The 17654-nt window shown below is 71.0% G+C and carries 17 protein-coding genes and 5 tRNA genes; 12 read left to right on the forward strand and 10 right to left on the reverse strand.

The window, feature by feature from the left end:
- Positions 1–170 precede the first annotated feature (170 nt).
- Both AB0N02_RS39360 and dusB read right to left on the reverse strand, forming a co-directional pair.
- Positions 171–731 (reverse strand): hypothetical protein, encoded by a 561-nt coding sequence (locus tag AB0N02_RS39360; protein ID WP_363957890.1) that lies wholly within the window; start codon positions 729–731, stop codon positions 171–173.
- A 306-nt stretch (positions 732–1037) separates the two neighbouring features.
- Complete coding sequence (gene dusB, locus AB0N02_RS39365; RefSeq protein WP_363957893.1) at positions 1038–2165, reverse strand: tRNA dihydrouridine synthase DusB; 1128 nt, start codon at positions 2163–2165, stop codon at positions 1038–1040.
- A 93-nt stretch (positions 2166–2258) separates the two neighbouring features.
- Here dusB and AB0N02_RS39370 point away from each other — a divergent pair, with 93 nt between their 5' ends.
- From AB0N02_RS39370 to AB0N02_RS39415, 10 genes are all read left to right on the forward strand, one after another.
- Complete coding sequence (locus tag AB0N02_RS39370) at positions 2259–2909, forward strand: ACT domain-containing protein (protein ID WP_363957896.1); 651 nt, start codon at positions 2259–2261, stop codon at positions 2907–2909.
- A gap of 76 nt (positions 2910–2985) precedes the next feature.
- Positions 2986–3057: transfer RNA gene (locus AB0N02_RS39375), tRNA-Gly, on the forward strand.
- A 25-nt stretch (positions 3058–3082) separates the two neighbouring features.
- Positions 3083–3153, forward strand: a tRNA-Cys gene (locus AB0N02_RS39380).
- Positions 3154–3166: 13 nt separating this feature from the next.
- Positions 3167–3241, forward strand: a tRNA-Val gene (locus tag AB0N02_RS39385).
- Between the two features lie 156 nt (positions 3242–3397).
- Positions 3398–3823, forward strand: coding sequence for a hypothetical protein (locus AB0N02_RS39390; RefSeq protein WP_363957899.1), 426 nt, complete (start codon positions 3398–3400; stop codon positions 3821–3823).
- Positions 3824–3842: 19 nt separating this feature from the next.
- Entirely contained in the window at positions 3843–4385 is a 543-nt protein-coding gene (locus AB0N02_RS39395) for an RNA 2'-phosphotransferase (protein WP_363957902.1), read from the forward strand.
- A gap of 155 nt (positions 4386–4540) precedes the next feature.
- Positions 4541–4613: transfer RNA gene (locus AB0N02_RS39400), tRNA-Ala, on the forward strand.
- A 14-nt stretch (positions 4614–4627) separates the two neighbouring features.
- A tRNA-Gly gene (locus AB0N02_RS39405) sits at positions 4628–4700 on the forward strand.
- A gap of 20 nt (positions 4701–4720) precedes the next feature.
- Positions 4721–6022 carry an SDR family oxidoreductase gene (locus AB0N02_RS39410; RefSeq protein WP_363957905.1) on the forward strand — a complete coding sequence of 434 codons (1302 nt, stop codon included), beginning with the start codon at positions 4721–4723 and terminating at the stop codon, positions 6020–6022.
- Complete coding sequence (locus AB0N02_RS39415; protein ID WP_363957908.1) at positions 6016–7146, forward strand: ribonuclease inhibitor; 1131 nt, start codon at positions 6016–6018, stop codon at positions 7144–7146. Before AB0N02_RS39410 ends, AB0N02_RS39415 begins: the two co-directional genes overlap by 7 nt.
- Before the next feature lie 27 nt (positions 7147–7173).
- On the opposite strand, the gene AB0N02_RS39420 is transcribed toward AB0N02_RS39415, so the two are convergent.
- Positions 7174–7992: a hypothetical protein gene (locus AB0N02_RS39420; protein ID WP_363957911.1), complete on the reverse strand. Its 819-nt coding sequence runs from the start codon at positions 7990–7992 to the stop codon at positions 7174–7176.
- Between the two features lie 283 nt (positions 7993–8275).
- Here AB0N02_RS39420 and AB0N02_RS39425 point away from each other — a divergent pair, with 283 nt between their 5' ends.
- Positions 8276–8944 carry a hypothetical protein gene (locus tag AB0N02_RS39425; protein ID WP_363957914.1) on the forward strand — a complete coding sequence of 223 codons (669 nt, stop codon included), beginning with the start codon at positions 8276–8278 and terminating at the stop codon, positions 8942–8944.
- A gap of 185 nt (positions 8945–9129) precedes the next feature.
- A complete protein-coding gene (locus AB0N02_RS39430) occupies positions 9130–9897 on the forward strand; it encodes a VOC family protein (RefSeq protein ID WP_363957917.1) in 768 nt (255 codons plus the stop codon).
- A 115-nt stretch (positions 9898–10012) separates the two neighbouring features.
- On the opposite strand, the gene AB0N02_RS39435 is transcribed toward AB0N02_RS39430, so the two are convergent.
- The 7 genes from AB0N02_RS39435 to AB0N02_RS39465 all read right to left on the reverse strand — a co-directional run bounded on the left by AB0N02_RS39435 (position 10013) and on the right by AB0N02_RS39465 (position 17635).
- Positions 10013–11164, reverse strand: a complete 1152-nt coding sequence (locus AB0N02_RS39435) for an aromatic ring-hydroxylating dioxygenase subunit alpha (protein WP_363957920.1) — start codon at positions 11162–11164, stop codon at positions 10013–10015.
- 100 nt (positions 11165–11264) lie between these two features.
- On the reverse strand, positions 11265–12572 hold the full coding sequence (locus AB0N02_RS39440; protein WP_363957923.1) for an FAD-dependent oxidoreductase: 1308 nt from the start codon (positions 12570–12572) through the stop codon (positions 11265–11267).
- A 153-nt stretch (positions 12573–12725) separates the two neighbouring features.
- Positions 12726–13940, reverse strand: coding sequence for a helix-turn-helix domain-containing protein (locus AB0N02_RS39445; RefSeq protein ID WP_363958138.1), 1215 nt, complete (start codon positions 13938–13940; stop codon positions 12726–12728).
- A gap of 55 nt (positions 13941–13995) precedes the next feature.
- Positions 13996–14802 carry an ABC transporter ATP-binding protein gene (locus tag AB0N02_RS39450; RefSeq protein WP_363957926.1) on the reverse strand — a complete coding sequence of 269 codons (807 nt, stop codon included), beginning with the start codon at positions 14800–14802 and terminating at the stop codon, positions 13996–13998.
- Positions 14803–15831, reverse strand: a complete 1029-nt coding sequence (locus AB0N02_RS39455; RefSeq protein WP_363957928.1) for an ABC transporter ATP-binding protein — start codon at positions 15829–15831, stop codon at positions 14803–14805.
- Positions 15828–16703 (reverse strand): ABC transporter permease, encoded by an 876-nt coding sequence (locus tag AB0N02_RS39460; protein WP_363957931.1) that lies wholly within the window; start codon positions 16701–16703, stop codon positions 15828–15830. Before AB0N02_RS39460 ends, AB0N02_RS39455 begins: the two co-directional genes overlap by 4 nt.
- On the reverse strand, positions 16700–17635 hold the full coding sequence (locus AB0N02_RS39465; protein ID WP_363957934.1) for an ABC transporter permease: 936 nt from the start codon (positions 17633–17635) through the stop codon (positions 16700–16702). Before AB0N02_RS39465 ends, AB0N02_RS39460 begins: the two co-directional genes overlap by 4 nt.
- Positions 17636–17654 lie beyond the last annotated feature (19 nt).

Below are 17654 nucleotides of genomic sequence, written 5' to 3' on the forward strand. Positions count from 1 at the left end.
GGGGCCTCCGTACGGCCCGCCGTACGGAGGCCACCGGGCCAGGACGTCCGCCGGGCCAGGACGTCCGCCGGGCCAGGACGTCCGCCGGGCCAGGACGTCCGCCGGGCCGGGATGTCCACCGGGCCGGGATGTCCACCGGGCCGGAAGATGAGGCGGATCTGGTGGGAGGTCTACCAGGCCAGGAGGGAGACGGCCTCCATCCGCCTGGACTGTCCCGTCGTGCCACGGGTGACCGCCCCGGGCGCCGCCGCGCAGACGGCTCCCTGCCAGCCCACGTCGGCCAGATGCGCGTCGAAGCACAGGCTGGCGGTCGAGCTGTAGATCCGCAGTGCCTCCATCTGCCTGGCCTGTCCGGTCGTGCCCACCTCGATGATCTGACCCGCCGTTCCGCAGACGGCCCCCTGCCAGCCGATGCCGGCCAGGTGCGCCTCGGCGCACATGAAGCCCGCGTCACTGAAGAGGATCCGCAGTGCCTCCATGGCACGGCTCTGCCCGGTCGTCCCCGCGACGACCCACGTCCCGGCTCCGCAGCGCCATCCCTGCCAGCCCAGGTCGGCCAGGTGGGCGTTGAGGCAGAGGGTCGGTATCGCGCTTCGGGCATGGGCGCCGGCCTCCGACTGCGGCTCCGGCTCCGGCGCACCGGCGTGGACGGGAGCGGCGAGCAGCGCCCCCGCGACCGGCGCGATGGCGACGACGGCGAGCCATCGCGCCGCACGCGAAAGTAGCTTCATATAGATTTTCCCCTTTATGAGATTCATCCCTGAGGAACGGCCGGGGATTCTCGTTTCCGGTGGCATTGACACGGACGGCCCCGGTTGACCTGGGATTCCGTTACGGGGTGAGACCCGTCAAAGGTCAGGATCGTCATCGGACGACCCGTTCGGCGCCACCGACGCTCCGACATTGACGTCTGATGACCGTCGCGAAACGCACGGGAAAAGACAGGAAAGAGAATGCCGGAAAGGCGATTTCCGGAAAAAGGGGAAAGGAAAGGGCGGGAAGGGAGGGGACCCGATTCCGTCCCCTCCGCCTGCGGTTCAGCCTCCCGAGGTCTCCAGCTCCGCGTCGGCGCTCGGGACGACGACCTCGTACGGGTCGTCCAGCCACCCGGCGGGCAGGTGGACACGGTCACGCGGGTGGGTCTTGCCGCGCGGCGCGTCCACCCCTTCGGGCCAGGGCTGGGCGAGGTCCAGCTCGGCCAGGCCCTGCCTGAGGTCCGCGAGGGTCTCGGAGGTGGCCAGGCGGCGGCGGAGGTCCGCGCCGACGGTGAAGCCCTTGAGGTACCAGCCGACGTGCTTGCGGAAGTCGGCCACGGCGTGCTGCTCGCTGCCGAAGCACTCGGCCAGCAGCGTGGCGTGCCGCTCCATCGTCTCGGCGACCCGGCCCAGCGCCGGACGGGCCAGTTCGCCGCCGGCCCCGGCCTCGCACGCCGCCGCCAGGTCCGCGAACAGCCAGGGACGCCCCAGGCAGCCCCGGCCGACGACGACGCCGTCGCACCCGGTCTCGGCCATCATCCGCAGCGCGTCGGCCGCGCTCCAGATGTCGCCGTTGCCGAGGACCGGGATCTCGGTGACCGCCTCCTTCAGGCGCGCGATGGCCTGCCAGTCGGCGGTCCCGCCGTAGTGCTGCACCGCCGTACGGCCGTGCAGCGCCACCGCCGCGATCCCCTCCTCGACGGCGATCCGCCCCGCGTCCAGGTAGGTGAGATGGTCGTCGTCGATGCCCTTGCGCATCTTCATCGTCACCGGCAGCGACCCCGCGTTGCGCACCGCCTCGCGCAGGATGGCCCGCAGCAGGTTCCGCTTGTACGGCAGGGCTGAGCCGCCGCCCCGCCGGGTCACCTTGGGCACCGGGCAGCCGAAGTTGAGGTCCACGTGGTCGGCCAGGTCCTCTTCGGCGATCATGCGGACGGCCCTGCCGACGGTCACCGGGTCGACGCCGTAGAGCTGGATGCTCCGGGGCTTCTCACTCGGGTCGAACCGGATCATCTTGAGCGTCTTGGCGTTGCGCTCGACCAGCGCCCGCGTCGTGATCATCTCGCAGACGAACAGCCCGCCGCCCTGCTCGCGGCAGAGGGTCCGGAACGGCGCGTTGGTGATACCGGCCATGGGGGCGAGGACCACCGGCGGCCAGACCTCGAGCGATCCCAGTTTCAACGACTCCACCTGGTGTTTTTACCGCACCGAGCTCGGCGGGACGAATCATCCCCGGGTAGGGTGGCTCTGGCGTACGTCATACGTGACAGGCGGAGGTCGTGGATGTTCCTGCGGCTGCGGATCGCACTGCCCGACCAGCCCGGGTCGCTGGGAAACGTTACCCGCGCCCTGGGCACCGCCGGTGCCGACATCACCCAGATCGTCGTGCTGGAACGCGGCGACGGACGGGCGGTCGACGACATCACCGTCTTCTGGCCCGACTCCGCCCCGAGGGGGCCCCTGGTCGAGAGCCTGGAGAGTGTTCCCGGGGTGAGCGTGGAGGGTGTGTGGGGCACGCGCGAGGCCCCGGGAACCTACCCCGAACTGGAGATCCTCAAATACATCACCACGGCGGGAGACCGCGCGCTGGCCACGCTGATCGACTCCATGCCGGTGCTGTTCAGCGCAGACTGGGCGGCGGCCGGGACCGAGGAGGATCCGCGTGTGGTCGTCCACTCCAGCTGGCGCGCCCCCGCCGAGATCCCCTTCCTTCCGGAGACGCCGCCCCGCCCGACGGCCGCCACCCTCGGCCCGGGTCTCCACGTGATCGCCGCGCCCCTGCCCCCGCTGGCTCTGACCCTGCTGCTGGCCCGCACGGACGGCCCGGCCTTCCACCGCATCGAGGTGCACCGCCTCACCCGGATCCTGGAGATCTTCCTCACCCTCCCGGCCGTGGAGCGCGGCGTCGCCCGCAGGCTCCGCCGGTCTGGCTGACCCACGGTTACGCAAGCATCCGGAAAACACGCTAGAGTTCTCTCGTTGCCGCAGGGGAAACACCCAGCGAAAACACGCGGAAGTGGCTCAGTGGTAGAGCATCACCTTGCCAAGGTGAGGGTCGCGGGTTCGAATCCCGTCTTCCGCTCGAAGGGTCTTCGGGCTCTCACTCCGGTGGAGTGGCCGAGAGGCGAGGCAACGGCCTGCAAAGCCGTGTACACGGGTTCAAATCCCGTCTCCACCTCTCGTTTTCATGAGGACGATTAGCTCAGCGGGAGAGCGCTTCCCTGACACGGAAGAGGTCACAGGTTCAATCCCTGTATCGTCCACCACAGTCATCCCAGGCCGAAGGCCTGGGATTTTCTGTTTTCCCAGGCATCAGCTCCCAGGCATCGGCTCCCCGGGATCGGCGGAACGCCCCGGCGACGCCCCCTTCCCGCACCCGCGACATCACCGTTCCCGGCCCGCCCGCCACCCGGGAAAACGGGATGCCGCCCCTGTCCGTGATCGCCATGATGGGCCAGGTGATCCACCTCAAGGTGCGCTTCCTCGGCATCACCGCCCGCGGGAAGACCAGCCCGAACACCTGGCGCTGCCGGCAGGACGCCCATTGGACCGGCCGTCTGCCCCACCGCGCGATCGCCAACGTGTCCATCGAGCCCTGGCTGTGGCGTTATCTCGGCGACGAGCAGGACAAGCTCACGCTGTCCTTCCGGCGTACCCGCTGGGCCGGCGAGTCGGTCACCCACCCGGCCCGCGACGACCGCACACTCACCGCTCTGGCCCAGGCCGTCGCCATCGTCGAGCAGGGGCGCAGCCGTGAGGTCCGCACCGCGCCGGCACGGCTGATCGGCGCCGAACCGACGTTCGGCGAGCCCTGGCTCCGCTCGCCGGCACCCGAACTTCGCCGATGATCGCCGAAAGGAGGCTGTGATGGACGAGCGGCGGATGGTGCGGATCTCGAAATACCTCGCCAAGCACCTGCGGCACCAGCCCGAGCGCATCGGGATCGAACTGGACGAGCACGGCTGGGTCGAGATCGACGTCCTCCTGGCGGCGGCCGCCGCGCACGGGTTCCCCGTCTCCCGGGAGGAACTGGAGCGGGTCGTCGCGGACAACGACAAGCGGAGATACGCGATCGAGGGAAACCGCATCCGGGCCAGCCAGGGCCACTCGGTGGCCGTCGACCTCGATCTCCCGGTGGCCGAGCCGCCCGCGTTCCTGTACCACGGCACGGTGGCGGCGAACATGACGGCGATCCGCGCCGAGGGGCTGCGGCCGATGAACCGCCACCACGTCCACCTGTCGCCCGACCGGGAGACGGCCACCCGCGTCGGGGCCCGCAGGGGCAGGCCGGTCGTGCTCGTGGTGGACGCCGCCGCGATGCGCGCCGCCGGCCACGAGTTCCGCCTCAGCGCCAACGGCGTCTGGCTGACCGACCACGTCCCGCCCTCCTTCCTACGGTTTCCGGGCTGACCGGGGCGCACGGCCGTTCGGCATCGGTCGCGAACCGGGGTGGCGTGCACGGTTTCTGATCCGGCGGATGGTTTCACGACCGTTCCACCAGATTCCGCCTGATTCCGCCTGATTCCGCCCACGAGATGATCACCCCCGCTACATTGGCCGAGGCGGGGTCCGTAGCGCAGAGGTCGTCGCGCCTCTTTCGCAAAGAGGAGGACGCCGGTTCGAATCCGGCTGGATCCCGCCCTCCTTTGAGCGGCCCGTAGCGCAGTCGGCCGTCGCGCCTCCTGGCCAAGGAGGAGGACGCTGGTTCGAGTCCAGCCGGGCCCCACCGGAGAGAAGAGCGCGCCGTGCCGGAGCACGCGGAGGGAGGCGGGAAGGTGGACGTCTCCGCCGTACTGCGGCGCCTGGGCGAGGCCCGTGAGCTTCCGCTGGACGATCCCGACCGCCTCCGTCTCGAACACGCCGCCCTCGCCCTGGTCAGGGACGGGCAGCGGCGACGCAGGCGAGACCGTGAGCGGGAGAAGACACGGGCCGACGCCGCGGTGCTGGCCGCCACCGCGATGGGCTCGCCCGGCCGGATCGCCGACGCGGTGGTCGAGGAGCCCGGCGTCGCGACCGTGGGCACGCTCGGCAGGCGCCGGATCTGCTACGTCTGCAAGGCCGCCTACCGGACGGTGAACGGCCTCTACCACCTGCTCTGCCCGTCGTGCGCGTCCTCTGGGACCGCCCGCCGTACGGCTCGCACGGACCTGACCAGGCGGCGCGCACTCGTCACCGGCGGGCGCACGAAGATCGGCCATCATGTCGCGCTCAAGATGCTCCGCGACGGCGCCCATGTCACGATCACCACCCGTTTCCCCGACGACGCCGCCCGGCGCTTCGCCGGGACCGGCGACTGGGCGGGGCGGCTGCGGATCGTCGGGATCGACCTTCGCGACCCGCGCCAGGTCGTCGCGCTGACCGACCGGCTCCTCGGTGACGGGGATCCGCTGGACATCCTGGTCAACAACGCCGCACAGACCATCCGCCGCCCGGCCTCCGCCTATGCCGCGCTGGCCGGGGAAGAGCGCCGTGAGCTGACCCCCGGCTGGGCGGCGGTCCCCTCCGGTGTGGTCCCCGCCGAGGAGGAAGCCGCCGGGCTGCCGGACGTGTCCGGGCTGCTCCCGGACCTGTCGCCCGCCAACTCGTGGACGGCACGGATCGGCGGGATAGACCCGGTGGAGATGCTGGAGGTGCAGCTCGTCAACGCGGTCGCGCCGTTCCTGTTGATCGACCGGCTGCTGCCGCTCATGCTGGCGGCCCGGGGCGAACGGCGCTACATCGTGAACGTGTCGGCGGTGGAGGGGCAGTTCGCGGTCACCAACAAGACCGGCCGCCACCCGCACACCAACATGGCCAAGGCCGCCCTGAACATGCTGACCCGCACCAGTGCCGCGGACCTCGCCGCACAAGATGTCCACCTGTGCGCCGTGGACACCGGCTGGATCACCGACGAACAGCCCGCCCCCGTCCGCGACCGCCTCGACCGGCGCACTCCCCTGGATGTGATCGACGGCGCGGCCCGCGTCTACGATCCGATCGTGCGCGGTGAGGCGGGCCATCCGGTGCACGGCGTCCTGCTCAAGAACTACGAGGTGGCGCCATGGTGACCGGGCCGCCGGAGGACCTGCTCGCGTGGCTGCGCGGCGGCGAGCCCGTGACCCGCCGCACCGACTTCACCGTGGGCAGCGCGATGCCGGACGGGCGGCTGGACCTGTGCAAACAGGCCCTCGGCCCGTACGGCATGCGGCTGGTCGCCGACGCGCTGCCCGAGGGCGGCCCCGTACGGCACCTGCTGCTGGGCACGGACGGACTCGGCGACGACGGGGCGGAGACGGCAGCGGCCGGGGCGACGGCCTCCGGGGCCTCGACCCTCTATCTGGGCTGCAACACGATCACCGCGGCCGGGGCGTGCCGGATCACCGACCGGCTGATCGCCTCCCCCGGCATCGTGCGGGGGCTGTGGCTCAAGCGCAACCCGCTCGGCCCCGACGGCGGCCGGATCGTCGGCGAGGCGGTCCGCACCGGGCTGACCACAATCGACCTGGTGCAGACGGGTCTGGACGCGCCCGGTGCGGCCGCCCTGGTGGATCACCTCCTGGCGTCGGGAGGTGCGGGGCGGCTGTTCGTCGGCGGTAATCCGCTGGGCCCCGAGGGTGCCCGGGAACTGGCCCGGCTGATCGACGCCGACGGGGTTGAGGAGCTCTACGTCTCGGCGGCCGGTATCGGCGACGAGGGGGCCGCGATCCTGGCGGACGCGCTGCGGTCCGGACGGCCGCGCGGGCTTCGGCGGCTCTCCGTGGCCAGCAACGGCATCGACCGGACCTCGGCGGCGAAGCTCGTCGCGGCGGCGGCCGCGGCGGGGGTCGAGACGCTCGACCTGGGGCGGGTCCGCGCGGCCGGCTACCTCGGCGCGGCCGACAACCGCCTCGGAGACACGGGCGCGGCGCATATCGCGCGGACACTGGGCGAGACGCCACACCGCCTCGCGCACCTCGACCTCACCCACACGGGTATCACCAGCCGGGGCGCGCTCCACCTGCTCGACGGCGCGCGGCGAGCGACGTCCCCGACGAGGCTCATACTGGGAGGCGGCATGGCCTCCCGGGTGAAACGCGAGCTCAACCACCTGGCGGCGGCCGTACCGCTTCTCGCCCCCCACCCGGACGTCGCCGCCATCCGCAGCGTCCACCGCGCCGGGAAGGGCCACGCACCCGACCAGGAAGGCGGGTAGGGCCCCGGCCACCGGCACCGGCGCCTGCTATCCCGCGGACTGCTCCAGGCCAGGGGCGGGGGGCGTCGAGACACGGCCCGCGTTGGCGGTGTTCTCGAACTCCCGGCGGAAGTGGTCCAGCCAGTGGGGGTGTGCTCGGGTCACCACCAGGTGCTCGTGCTCGTACCCGCCGACGCCGAAGGGGTAGCGCTCGATGTACATCTCCGGATCGCGGCCGAGCACCAGCTCGGTCCCTCCGTTCGCGTCGGCGACCATCCGGGCGTCGAACAGGACGCCTCCGGCTCCGATCGGAAAGTCGACCAGCACCAGGCGCACCCGCCCGGCCAGTTCGGGGTCCGAGCGCAACGCGTCGTCGATCGTCATGATGCTGGTCCTGATGACCTGGCGGTTCCTGTCGGCGTTCGGCCTGCCGGACTCGCGCCGCGTGGTGAGGTTCGGTCCGTACACGCCCTCGGGATCGACCAGGATGACGCCGACCGAGCGGCCCGCCTTGACCCTCCGTTCGAGGTGGGAGACGTAGTTGGTCAGCATGCGCGGCAGCGCGACCCCCACCAGCACGACGTCGTCCGTCGCGGCGTGCATGCGCCGTTCCAGCTCGGGCGGCCACGAGGTGCGCAGCCAGGTGCTGCTCCGGTCGCCCTGGCTTTCCAGCTTGTCCAGGATCTCCAGCAGCAGCATGGTGACCGGCACCACCGCCAGCAGGGCGGCCGCGGCGAGCTTGTCCGTCTCCCCGATGCCGAACAGGCCGAGCACGCTGACCACGAAGATGATCGTGATCGCGGCGTACACCTCCAGGTAACGCCGTTGCCGGATATGCCGGACGAACCGCCGCCGCCTCTCATTCACTGCCTTCTCCGTTCGACGGCCCGCACCCGTTCAGGGCGATTCCACGTCTTCAGGCGACGTCTCGCCCGATCTCGCCGACGCCCATCGGGCCATCCCATCACGCGGCCGCCGGCGGGGCCAGAAGTCGATCAGGCGGCTGGTTGCCCACGGCCGGTGGAACCCGCGTCACGCCGTGCCGTACCCCGGTGGAAAAGCGGATGCGTTTTCTCCAGGCGGCTGGCTAGCATTCCCGGACGATCAAGGCGGGCGGCGGACAGGTGAGGGTCATGGCGTGAGACAGCGGATGCGGGTCAGTCGTGTACGGCTCGGCGGCGACGACTATCGGGTGATCCGGCCGGACCGGCCACCGCGGCGGGCGTTCCTGTTCGACGACGGGCGGTGGAGCCTGGACATGTACGTGGACCGGGAGGCGACGGCCGTACTGGCCATGGCCTGGGGGCTGGCCTCGCGGTCCCGCCACTCACTGATCTATCTGCCCATGCGGGCCAACACCCCTCCCCTGGGCCTGACCCGCCACGGATGCGAGTCCGTGCCCCTCGAACCGCTGGACCTGGTGCTGGTGCAGCACTCCGTGCAGTTCCAGGCGTCGCGCTGGCCTGCCGTACGGGCCAGGCTGGGCGGCGGGCACCTCCAGACCGCGACGCTCCCCGAGGACGTCTTCCCCGAGGCGGACACGATCGACTACGACAGGATCCGGACCCGGAGGTATCGCGACCATCTCCGTTTCGACCTCGCCGCCAGGACGCTGTTCGTCGTCGGCGGTCCCGAGGCGTTCCGGCGTACAGGGGCCTCCGACATCCGCCCCCTGGTCACCGAGGGCCCTGCCCACATGGCGCGGTGGCCGGACGGTCACTTCTGTGCCGAGCTCGACTCCCGCTACTGGCCGGTGCCGCCTCCGCGTCGCTGTTCCGGTTTCCTGCACATCGACTACAGGCGGACCTGGACGGTGTGAGGGCGCCCGTCGTCCGCGCCCCACGCCGCGCCGTACTCGGGAGGGTGCGCCGTATTCGGGAGGATCGGAAACTGTCGGTGGGCTCTGAAAGGCTGATCGGACAGCCCGACGAGGGGCGTTGTCTTCCATGACGCGTGCCCGGAGGGCGGGCCATCGACCACACGAACCCCTCTCTGGAGCACGTCATGCTCACCACCGACTACGTCCCGGGCGCTCCCAACTGGATCGACCTGGGCACACCGGACATCGAGGCCTCCGTCGCCTTCTACGGCTCTCTTTTCGGCTGGAGCTTCCAGTCGGCCGGGCCCCAGGCCGGGGGATACGGATTCCTCCAGGTCGACGGCAAAACTGTCGCCGCCGTGGGCCCGCTCCTCGACGAGGGAGCGACCTCGGCCTGGACGCTGTACTTCCAGACCGACGACGCCGACACCACCGCGAAGGCGGTCGAGCAGGCGGGCGGCACGGTGCGCTTCGCGCCGGACGACGTCTTCACCAACGGCCGGATGGCGGGATTCACCGACCCCGGCGGCGCCGAGTTCGCCGTCTGGCAGCCCGGCACGACCAAGGGCCTGGACCTCGTCACCGCCCCCGGCTCCCTGGCCTGGACCGAGCTGTACGTCCCGGCCCCCGACGCCGTCCGCCCCTTCTACCAGGCCGTCTTCGACTGGAAGATCGAGGGCATGCCGTTCGGCGAGATGACCTACATCGTGGCGTCGACCTCGACGGGAGCCAGCCCCGACCTGGGCGGCTTCATGCCGCTCCAGGAGGGCGACAGGCCGCACTGGCTGCCCTACTTCGAGGTCCCCGACTGCGACACGACCGTCGCCCTGGCCGGAGAACTCGGCGGCACCGTCGTCGTGCCCGCCACGGACATCCCCGGCGTCGGCCGCTTCGCGATCTTCGCCGACCCGAACGGCGCCCGCTTCGCCGCCATCACCAGCACAAGCGCCTGACCTTCGTCAGCGGTGTCCGATCGCCCGACGGGGACGGCCAGGCGATCGGACATCTCGGACGCTCCCGGCCGAGCAAGACTCGCCCCCTGATGTCCCTTCCGACGGACCGGCGCAGTTACGAGCGGGCGGTGTCCAGGTCGCGCCAGTACAGCCGGGTGAACTCGGCGACGTACGGCTCGCGGTCCGGGTGCCGGGGGCCCGGCACGTAGGCGCGCGAGCGGATCCCCTCTTGGGTACGCTCGCACAGCGGCCAGTCCTGGCGGTTGGTGACGTCCCACAGACGAACCAGGGACCCGGTCTCGTAATCGGTCCCCTCGACGGCGTCCTCGTGCACCAGCCAGCGGCACTCGACGACGGTTCGCTCGGGGGCGATCGGCCGGAACACGAACATGATCGCGTAGTCGGGGAAGACCAGCAGCGAGGAGCCGAGGTTCGGCTCGGCCACCCGCATGGCCGACTCGATGGTCCAGCCCTCCGGGGGTGCGTCGAGGCCGCCGAGCAGCTTCGTGCAGGAGTAATCACCTTCGGTGGTGAACGAGCGGGCCGAGGCCCGCAGTGGGAAGAAGGAGTCCGTCGCCTCGGCCCGCACCCGGTTGGCCGTCTTGGAGAAGAAGGTCTGCAGATCGAAGACCTCCATCAGCTCCGGGTGGTTGGCGGCGCAGTGGTAGCACTCGAGGTAGTTCTCGTAGGCAACCTTCCAGTTCGCCGCGACGTCGTAGCTGATCGTGGCCGCGACCTTCGCCCTACGCAGGTCGTACGGCGCGAACTCGGCTGCCTTCCGCTCCAGGAGGTCGGCGACGCTCGGCTGCCCGTCCCCGAAGAGGTTCACGTAGACGAAACCGTTCCAGCTCTCGGCGTGGGCGCGGCGCAGGCCGTACTCGCCGAGGTTCATCGACTTGGGCATCGCCGGCGCGGTGCGCAGCGCGCCGTCCATGCCGTACGACCACTGGTGGTAGGGACAGACCAGGCGACGGCCCTGGCCCGGACCGGGGTCGCAGAGCGTGGCGCCCCGGTGCCGGCAGGAGTTGAAGACTGCGTGGATCAGGCCCTCCACGTCCCGGGTGACGACGATGTTCTCCCCCAGTATCCGGAGCGCGACATATGAGTTCGCCTCGGGGATCTCGGACTCGTGCACGGCGTACTGCCACGTCGGCCGGAACAGGACGTCGAGCTCGTGCTCGAACCAGGCCGGGTCGAGGTACTGGTCCCTGGTGAACCCCATCTCCAACCGCGAAGAGGCGACGGACGGGGCCGGTGTCGAAGTCATCGATCAGTTCCTTTCGGCTTGGATGGTTTCAGCGGGCCCGGCTGCCGCCTTGAAGACGACCGGGGTCCTTGTTCCTCTCCGGTGGGCCCGGCCACCGGCGTCACCCCATCACCGTGAAGCTGGTGCTGCTCGGCTCGATCACGCGGTTGCGGCTGTAGTGGCCCAGATTGACCTCAAGGCCGGTCCTGGGCAGCACGTGGTGCACGGGATCGGCGTCGTGGTCGCGTCCGTTCTCCGAGGCGTCGACGATCGCCGCGAGCATCCCGCCGACGACCGGGGCGTTCTTGAACTGGTTGCCGCTCGTGCCGATCGCGACGTAGTACCCGTCGAGCGAGGTCCGGTCGTAGATCGGGATCCAGTCATCGGACACGTCGTACACACCGGCGATCCCACGTGGCCTGTCGACCACACCGAGATCCGGAAGCCGTCGCGCGGTCCGGATGACCTGGGCGTCGAACCGCGGCTTCGTCGGCTGCGGGTCATAGTCGTCGGCGTCGTCGAGCCACTCCAGCGGATCACATTCCGGCTCCATGCCGCCGATCAGCAGGCCGCCGCCCGGCGTGCCGCGGAAGTAGACGCCGAGGTCCATGTCGGCGACCAGCGGCCCCGGCCCGTCCTGACCGTAGCCGTCGGGCGCCCGGACCTCGTGCACCTCCTGCCGCATCGGCCGGGTGCGCACGCTGAAGTCGGTCTCCACGCCCGCCATGCGGTTGATCACCGCGGAGTGCGGTCCGGCGACGTTGACGACGGCGCGGGCCGACAGCACGCTGCCGTCCTCGCAGAGCACGCCGGTGACTCTGTCGCCGTCGCGCTCGATCCGGGTGACACCGTTGCGGAACAGGAACGTCGCCCCGTTGCGTACCGCGGCGGCCATCAGGTTGTGGGCGGCGAGCTGCGGGTCGTCGACGAACCCGCTGTCCGGGGTCCAGAGGCCGCGAAGGACACCGTCCGCGTCGTCCCAGAAGCGGGCGTCCTCCAGTGCCTTGGGCGGGTGGTGCCGGCCCGGGTCGATCATCGGCATCCGCTGCCTGATGGCCGCCGCGTCCCAGATCTCGTAGGGCACACCGACGTCGGCGAACAGCGACGCGACCCGGTCGAAGTCCTGCTCGGGAGACTCCAGGGTGAGTCCCCCGGTGCGGATGAAGCGGGCCAGGCCCGCGTCGTCGGGACCGGCGAACGAGGCCCACTCGGTCCAGGCCTGCGCCGACTCCCAGGCGACCGCGACTCCGACGCGCGTGGAGTAGTTGTACCGGATCACCGCGGACGAAGCGCTGGTCGAGCCGCATCCGGCGCCGGCGCCCCGCTCGACCACCACCACCGATCGCCCGTCGGCGGCCAGCGCGTTCGCGACAGAGCAGCCGATCACACCGGCGCCGATCACGATCGCGTCATGAGTCTCGTGTGCCATGCCTTCCTCCCGTCAGCCGGGAGCCACGATTCGGGGCTCCCGGGCAAGGATCGCGAGAGGCGCGGGCCCGGGAACATGGGCAATCGACGGGTTATCCGGCCCCCGATGTCGACCCGCGTCGACCGGCGTCGATCCGGACGGCCGGAGCTGTGATCAAGCTCTCTCGATGCTGACCAGGTCGTCGTACTGGCCGGTGAGCCGGGCCAGCTTGATGCCCAGGTGCAGGGTCAGGCGGCTGGTGCCGTCGCGCAGGCTGAGGCCGGAGACGACCTCGATCCTGGACAGCCGCTGGTAGAGCGTCGCGCGGTGCACGTGGAGCGCCTGCGACGTCGCCTGGACGTCGCCCGCCAGGTCCAGGTAGGTCTCGACGGTCGCCAGCAGTACCTCGGCGTTGCGGTCCGCCGCCAGCCTCAGCAGCGCCGGCGGGTACGCCGCGAGGCTGACATCGTCCGGCGACAGTTTGGCCAGCAGCGCGAACACGCCGAGGTCCTCCCAGCCCACGATGTCGCCGAGCGCGGGAAGGATCTGCGCCGTCTTCTGCGCGATCCGGGCCTGCTCATGCGAGATGTGCGCGTCCCGGAGACTCGGCTGCTTCATCCCGAGACCGGCCACGCAGCGGAGCCCCGTGGTCTCGCTCAGATGGGCGACCACCCAGGTGGCGGCGTCCCGGACCGACTGGACCCGCGTCGCGGTACCGCCGGTGACGAGCAGGGTCAGCTGCCGGCGGTGCGCCTGGACGATCGCGCCGCCCTCGGGATAGGAGCCCAGCAGGCGGCGGCACATCTGCAGGATCGCGGTCTCGACCCCGTCGGGATCCGGCGTCTCCGACTGCGCCGCCGGCAGGACGCGCACCCGCATCACCCGCACCTGCTTGAAGTCCCGCAGCAGGCCCTCCTCCCGGATCTCGGCGAGGGCCGAACTGCGCGAGGCCGCACGGTCGGCGAACAGGTCGCGCAGGAGGGCGTCGGCGGCGGCCTGACGGCGTTCGAAGGCGACATCGGTCTTGTAGAGGATGAGACCGGCGGCCTCCGCTACCGCCGACGCGGCGTTGATCTCCTCCGCAGTGAGCGGTTTCTCCTCGATCAGCCAGAGGTAGCCCAGCAGGACCTCGTTGTACCGGACCGGGACGCAAAGCCGTGCCTTCAGCTGAAGCGGTGGAAACGGCGGGATGTGCTGCGGCTCGGTCGCCCGGTCGATGCCCAGGGAGAGCACGTGGTCGCGGATGCCGCTCTCGACCCCGCGTCCGAGCACGGACTTGACCCGCACCGGGTCCTCGTCGCCGAAATGCTTGCTGGCGACGATGAGCCGGATCTGCCGGTCGTCGATCGCCACCGAGCGCTGCAGCCTGTTCGCCAGGCTGTCGACCATCTCCTGCAAGCTCTCCGGCGTACGAATCGCTGCACCTCCCCGTCCGCGACAAACCCTAGTGATCGCCGACGGCCGGGACCGGCGGCTGTGGCCCGTGCCGTACGGCGCCGCGCGCGTTCACCAGCGACCGGGTGTACGGGTGCTGTGGCTCCGACAGCATCCGCGCGGTGGGGCCGGCTTCGACGATGTCGCCACGGTAGAGCACCAGACACGTGCTGGTCATGTGGTTGAGGACCGCGAGGTCGTGGCTGACCAGGACCAGGGCGAGATCCCGCTGTTCCCGCAGGTCCAGCAGCAGGTTCAGGATCTGGGCCTGGACGGAGACGTCGAGGGCCGAGGTCGGCTCGTCGGCGATCAGTACCTGGGGTTCACAGGCCAGTGCCCGGGCGATCACAACCCGCTGCCGCTGCCCGCCGCTGAGCCGCTTGGGCCGGACGTCGAAGGAGCGCTCCGGGAGACCGACCGACCCGAGCAGTTCGCGGGCCTCGGCCCGCCGCCGGGCTCGCGACATACCGCGACAGACCGCCAGCGCCTCCTCGACCGCCTGGCGCGGGGACAGCAGCGGGTTCAGCGCGCTGTAGGGGTCCTGGTAGACCATCTGGGCGACGCGTCGCTCGGGGTCGCGCCGCTTCACGTCACGCCAGGAGCGCCCGTTGACCCGGACGGTGCCGCGGACGGGGTCCATCTCACCGAGCAGCGCCCGGGCCAGCGTGGACTTGCCCGATCCGCTCTCCCCCGCGATGCCGATGGCCGCGCCGGCGTGAACCACGAGCGACGCGTCGCGCACGACGGCCGGACCGCCCGGGTAGGCCAGGTCGACCGACTCCGCTTCGAGCAGCGGGACGCCTGTGGACGTTGACATCTAGGCCAGCTCCTCCCAGCGCGTGCAGCGGACCGCCGCGCCCGTGCCGATCTGAACGAGTTCCTGCCCGGCGGTTCGGCAGCTCTCGGTGACGTGCGGGCACCGGCCGGCGAAGCGGCAGGTCACATCCCAGGTGGAGGGGTCGGCGACGCCGCCCGCGATCCCCGACAGCCTGGTGCCGGCCGGGGCGGCGGCGGGGTCCGCGGCGAGCAGGGCCCGCGTGTACGGGTGCCGTGCCGCGGTCAGCACGTCCTTGGTGGCGCCACGTTCCATCTGCGTCCCGGCGTACATCACGTTGATCTGGTCGGCGATGCTGCGGACGACCGCCAGGTCGTGGGAGACCAGCAACAGCGCCATGTCCTGGTCGACGCAGAGCCGCGCCAGCAGGTCGAGGATCGCGCGTTCCACCGTCACGTCCAACGCGGTCGTGGGCTCGTCGGCGACGAGGATCGACGGGCGGCCGGCCAGCGCCAAGGCGATCATCACGCGCTGACGCATCCCGCCGGAGAGCTGGTGCGGGAAGGACCGGTACGCCGACGCCGGGTCGGCGATCTCGACATGCTCCAGCAGTTCCAGCGCCCGCCCGCGATGGTCGGCCTCCCGGTCGTGCAGGCGGATCGTCTCCGAGAGCTGCTTGCCGATCCTCATCACCGGGTCGAGGCCGGCCATCGAGGCCTGCGGTACGAAGCCGATCGTCGTCCCGCGAACCGCCTGCCACTCCTTCTGGGAGGCCGCCGACATGTCGCGCCCGAGAATCCGGACCGCACCGGTCATGGTCGCGCCGATCCGGTGCAGCGAACCGAGCAGCGCCCGGCAGGTCAGGGTCTTGCCCGATCCGGACTCCCCCACCAGCGCCACGCACTCGCGGGCCCGGGCGCTGAAACTCACGTCGGTGACGAGCTCACGACCGCCCAGCCGCACCGAGAGCCGCTCGACCTCGACGGCGGCCTCGACGGCGGCCTCACCGATGTCGCCGCCGCCCCGCTGACGCGGCCCGGCCTCCGGGGACGTGCTCCGCAACGCTCTCACCCCTCGATCCGTTTGATGACGCCGTTGGCGATCGCGGCCAGCGAGATGCCGCTGAGCGCGAGCATCGTCGCCGGGAATGCGACGATCCACCAGCTCGTGGAGATCAGGTCGCGCCCTTCGTACATGATCTGGCCCCACTCGGGCGTCGGCGGAGCCACGCCGGCTCCGAGGAACGCGAGCGACGAAGTCAGCGCGATGGCGACGATCGCGTCGCCGACGGCGTACGCCATGGTGACCATGGATACCTGGGGAAACAGGTGGCGCATCGTGATGCGCATGTCCGAGTAACCCATGGTGCGAGCGGCCCGCACGAAGTCACGTGAGCGCAGCGACAGGGCCTGTGACCGGGCCAGCCGCGCGTAGTAGGCCCAGCCGATGAGCGCGTAGACGATGAGCACGCTCGGCAGGCCCCGAGGGAGGCCGAGAACGGTGAAGTCCGGGCCGAGGATGACCCCGACCGCGATCACCAGGATGGTCAGCGGGAACGCGATGGACGCGTCGATGATCCGGCTGAACACCCAGTCGGCGCCGGCCCGCCGGGTGGTGGCCATCAGCACGCCGACCAGGCTGCCGACGACGCCGCACCAGACGATGACGACGACGCCGATCAGGTAGTCGACGCGCGCGGCCGCCATGGTGCGCACCAGCAGATCGCGTCCGAACTGGTCGGTCCCGAAGGGGTGCTCCGGGGAGGGCGGCAGCAGCGGCTCGGCGACGAACTCGTCGCTCCCGTGGCCGGTGACGACCGGCAGCAGGAAGCTCAGGGCGAGGACCGCGACGATGAACGCGAGGCCGGCCCACATCGCCCGGCTCGCCGGTCCCGGCACCCGGATGAGGCGCGCCAGCCGGACCGGCGGCTGCGTCGCGCTCACGACGCCACCCTGGTTCGGGGGTCTGCCAGCACGTACAGCACCTCGCACAGGAAGTTGATGAGCACGACCGCCACGGCGGTCAGGAGCGCCAGTCCCTGGATCACCGGGTAGTCACGTTCGGAGACCGCGGTGGACAGGACCTGGCCGAAGCCGGGTGCGCTGAACACCGCCTCCACGACGACCGCGCCGGCGATGAGGAAGGACGCGTTGAAACCGACGATCGTGATGACCGGGAGCAGCGCGTTGGGCAGGATGTGCCGGAAGGTGAGCCGCGCGCGGGAGAGCCCGCGCGCCTCCCCCGCCTCGATGAACTCCTCGTTGGCGAGTTCACGCGCCCGTTGCTGGACGGTCCGCGCGATCTGCGGCAGCAGGAGACCGCTGAGCGCGAGGCTGGGCAGCCAGGCGTAGGAGAGGTTCGCCGGCCACGACCCGGCCCAGCCGCCGGCGGGCGCCAGCCCGAGCCCGATGGCGACGCCGACGATGAGCAGCAGCGCCAGCGCGAACGGCGGGATCGACAGGATCGACACCGCGGCGACGCTGACCACCCGGTCCACCGAGGGCCGCGAGAGCGCACCGGCCAGGCCGGCCAGGACACCGCCCACCAGCGAGATCGCGAGGGTCAGCCCGATGATGGCCGCGGTGACCGGCAGCGCGCCGGCGGCCAGGCCGGCGACGCTCTGCGCGGGGTTGGACAACGAGTGGCCCAGGTCGAGGTGGAGGTAGCCGGTCAGGCTCGATCCGATCTGCTCGATCACCGGCCGGTCGACGCCGAGGGTGTGGTTCAACGCGTCGACCTGCTCCTGGCTCGCCCGCGGGCCGAGAATCGCCCGGCCGGGACTCCCCTTGGCGAACTGCATCAGCAAGGTGGTGAACGTGACCACCAGCAGCACCACGGCGACGACGTCGCGCAGTGCTCGAAGAGGGCGTTTCACTGCCGGCGGCACGATCGTT

Origin of the sequence: Streptosporangium sp. NPDC051022 (genome assembly GCF_040683035.1) — a bacterium.
GTDB lineage: Bacteria > Actinomycetota > Actinomycetes > Streptosporangiales > Streptosporangiaceae > Streptosporangium.

Bases quoted from the DNA above. Each gene is read 5' to 3' on its own strand.
- AB0N02_RS39445 (WP_363958138.1), bottom strand. From the start codon at position 13,940: ATGGTCGACAGCCTGGCGAACAGGCTGCAGCGCTCGGTGGCGATCGAC.
- AB0N02_RS39450 (WP_363957926.1), bottom strand. From the start codon at position 14,802: ATGTCAACGTCCACAGGCGTCCCGCTGCTCGAAGCGGAGTCGGTCGAC.
- AB0N02_RS39395 (WP_363957902.1), top strand. From the start codon at position 3,843: ATGGACGAGCGGCGGATGGTGCGGATCTCGAAATACCTCGCCAAGCAC.
- AB0N02_RS39360 (WP_363957890.1), bottom strand. From the start codon at position 731: ATGAAGCTACTTTCGCGTGCGGCGCGATGGCTCGCCGTCGTCGCCATC.
- AB0N02_RS39430 (WP_363957917.1), top strand. From the start codon at position 9,130: ATGCTCACCACCGACTACGTCCCGGGCGCTCCCAACTGGATCGACCTG.
- AB0N02_RS39440 (WP_363957923.1), bottom strand. From the start codon at position 12,572: ATGGCACACGAGACTCATGACGCGATCGTGATCGGCGCCGGTGTGATC.
- AB0N02_RS39435 (WP_363957920.1), bottom strand. From the start codon at position 11,164: ATGACTTCGACACCGGCCCCGTCCGTCGCCTCTTCGCGGTTGGAGATG.
- AB0N02_RS39370 (WP_363957896.1), top strand. From the start codon at position 2,259: ATGTTCCTGCGGCTGCGGATCGCACTGCCCGACCAGCCCGGGTCGCTG.
- AB0N02_RS39425 (WP_363957914.1), top strand. From the start codon at position 8,276: ATGCGGGTCAGTCGTGTACGGCTCGGCGGCGACGACTATCGGGTGATC.
- AB0N02_RS39390 (WP_363957899.1), top strand. From the start codon at position 3,398: ATGCCGCCCCTGTCCGTGATCGCCATGATGGGCCAGGTGATCCACCTC.
- AB0N02_RS39415 (WP_363957908.1), top strand. From the start codon at position 6,016: ATGGTGACCGGGCCGCCGGAGGACCTGCTCGCGTGGCTGCGCGGCGGC.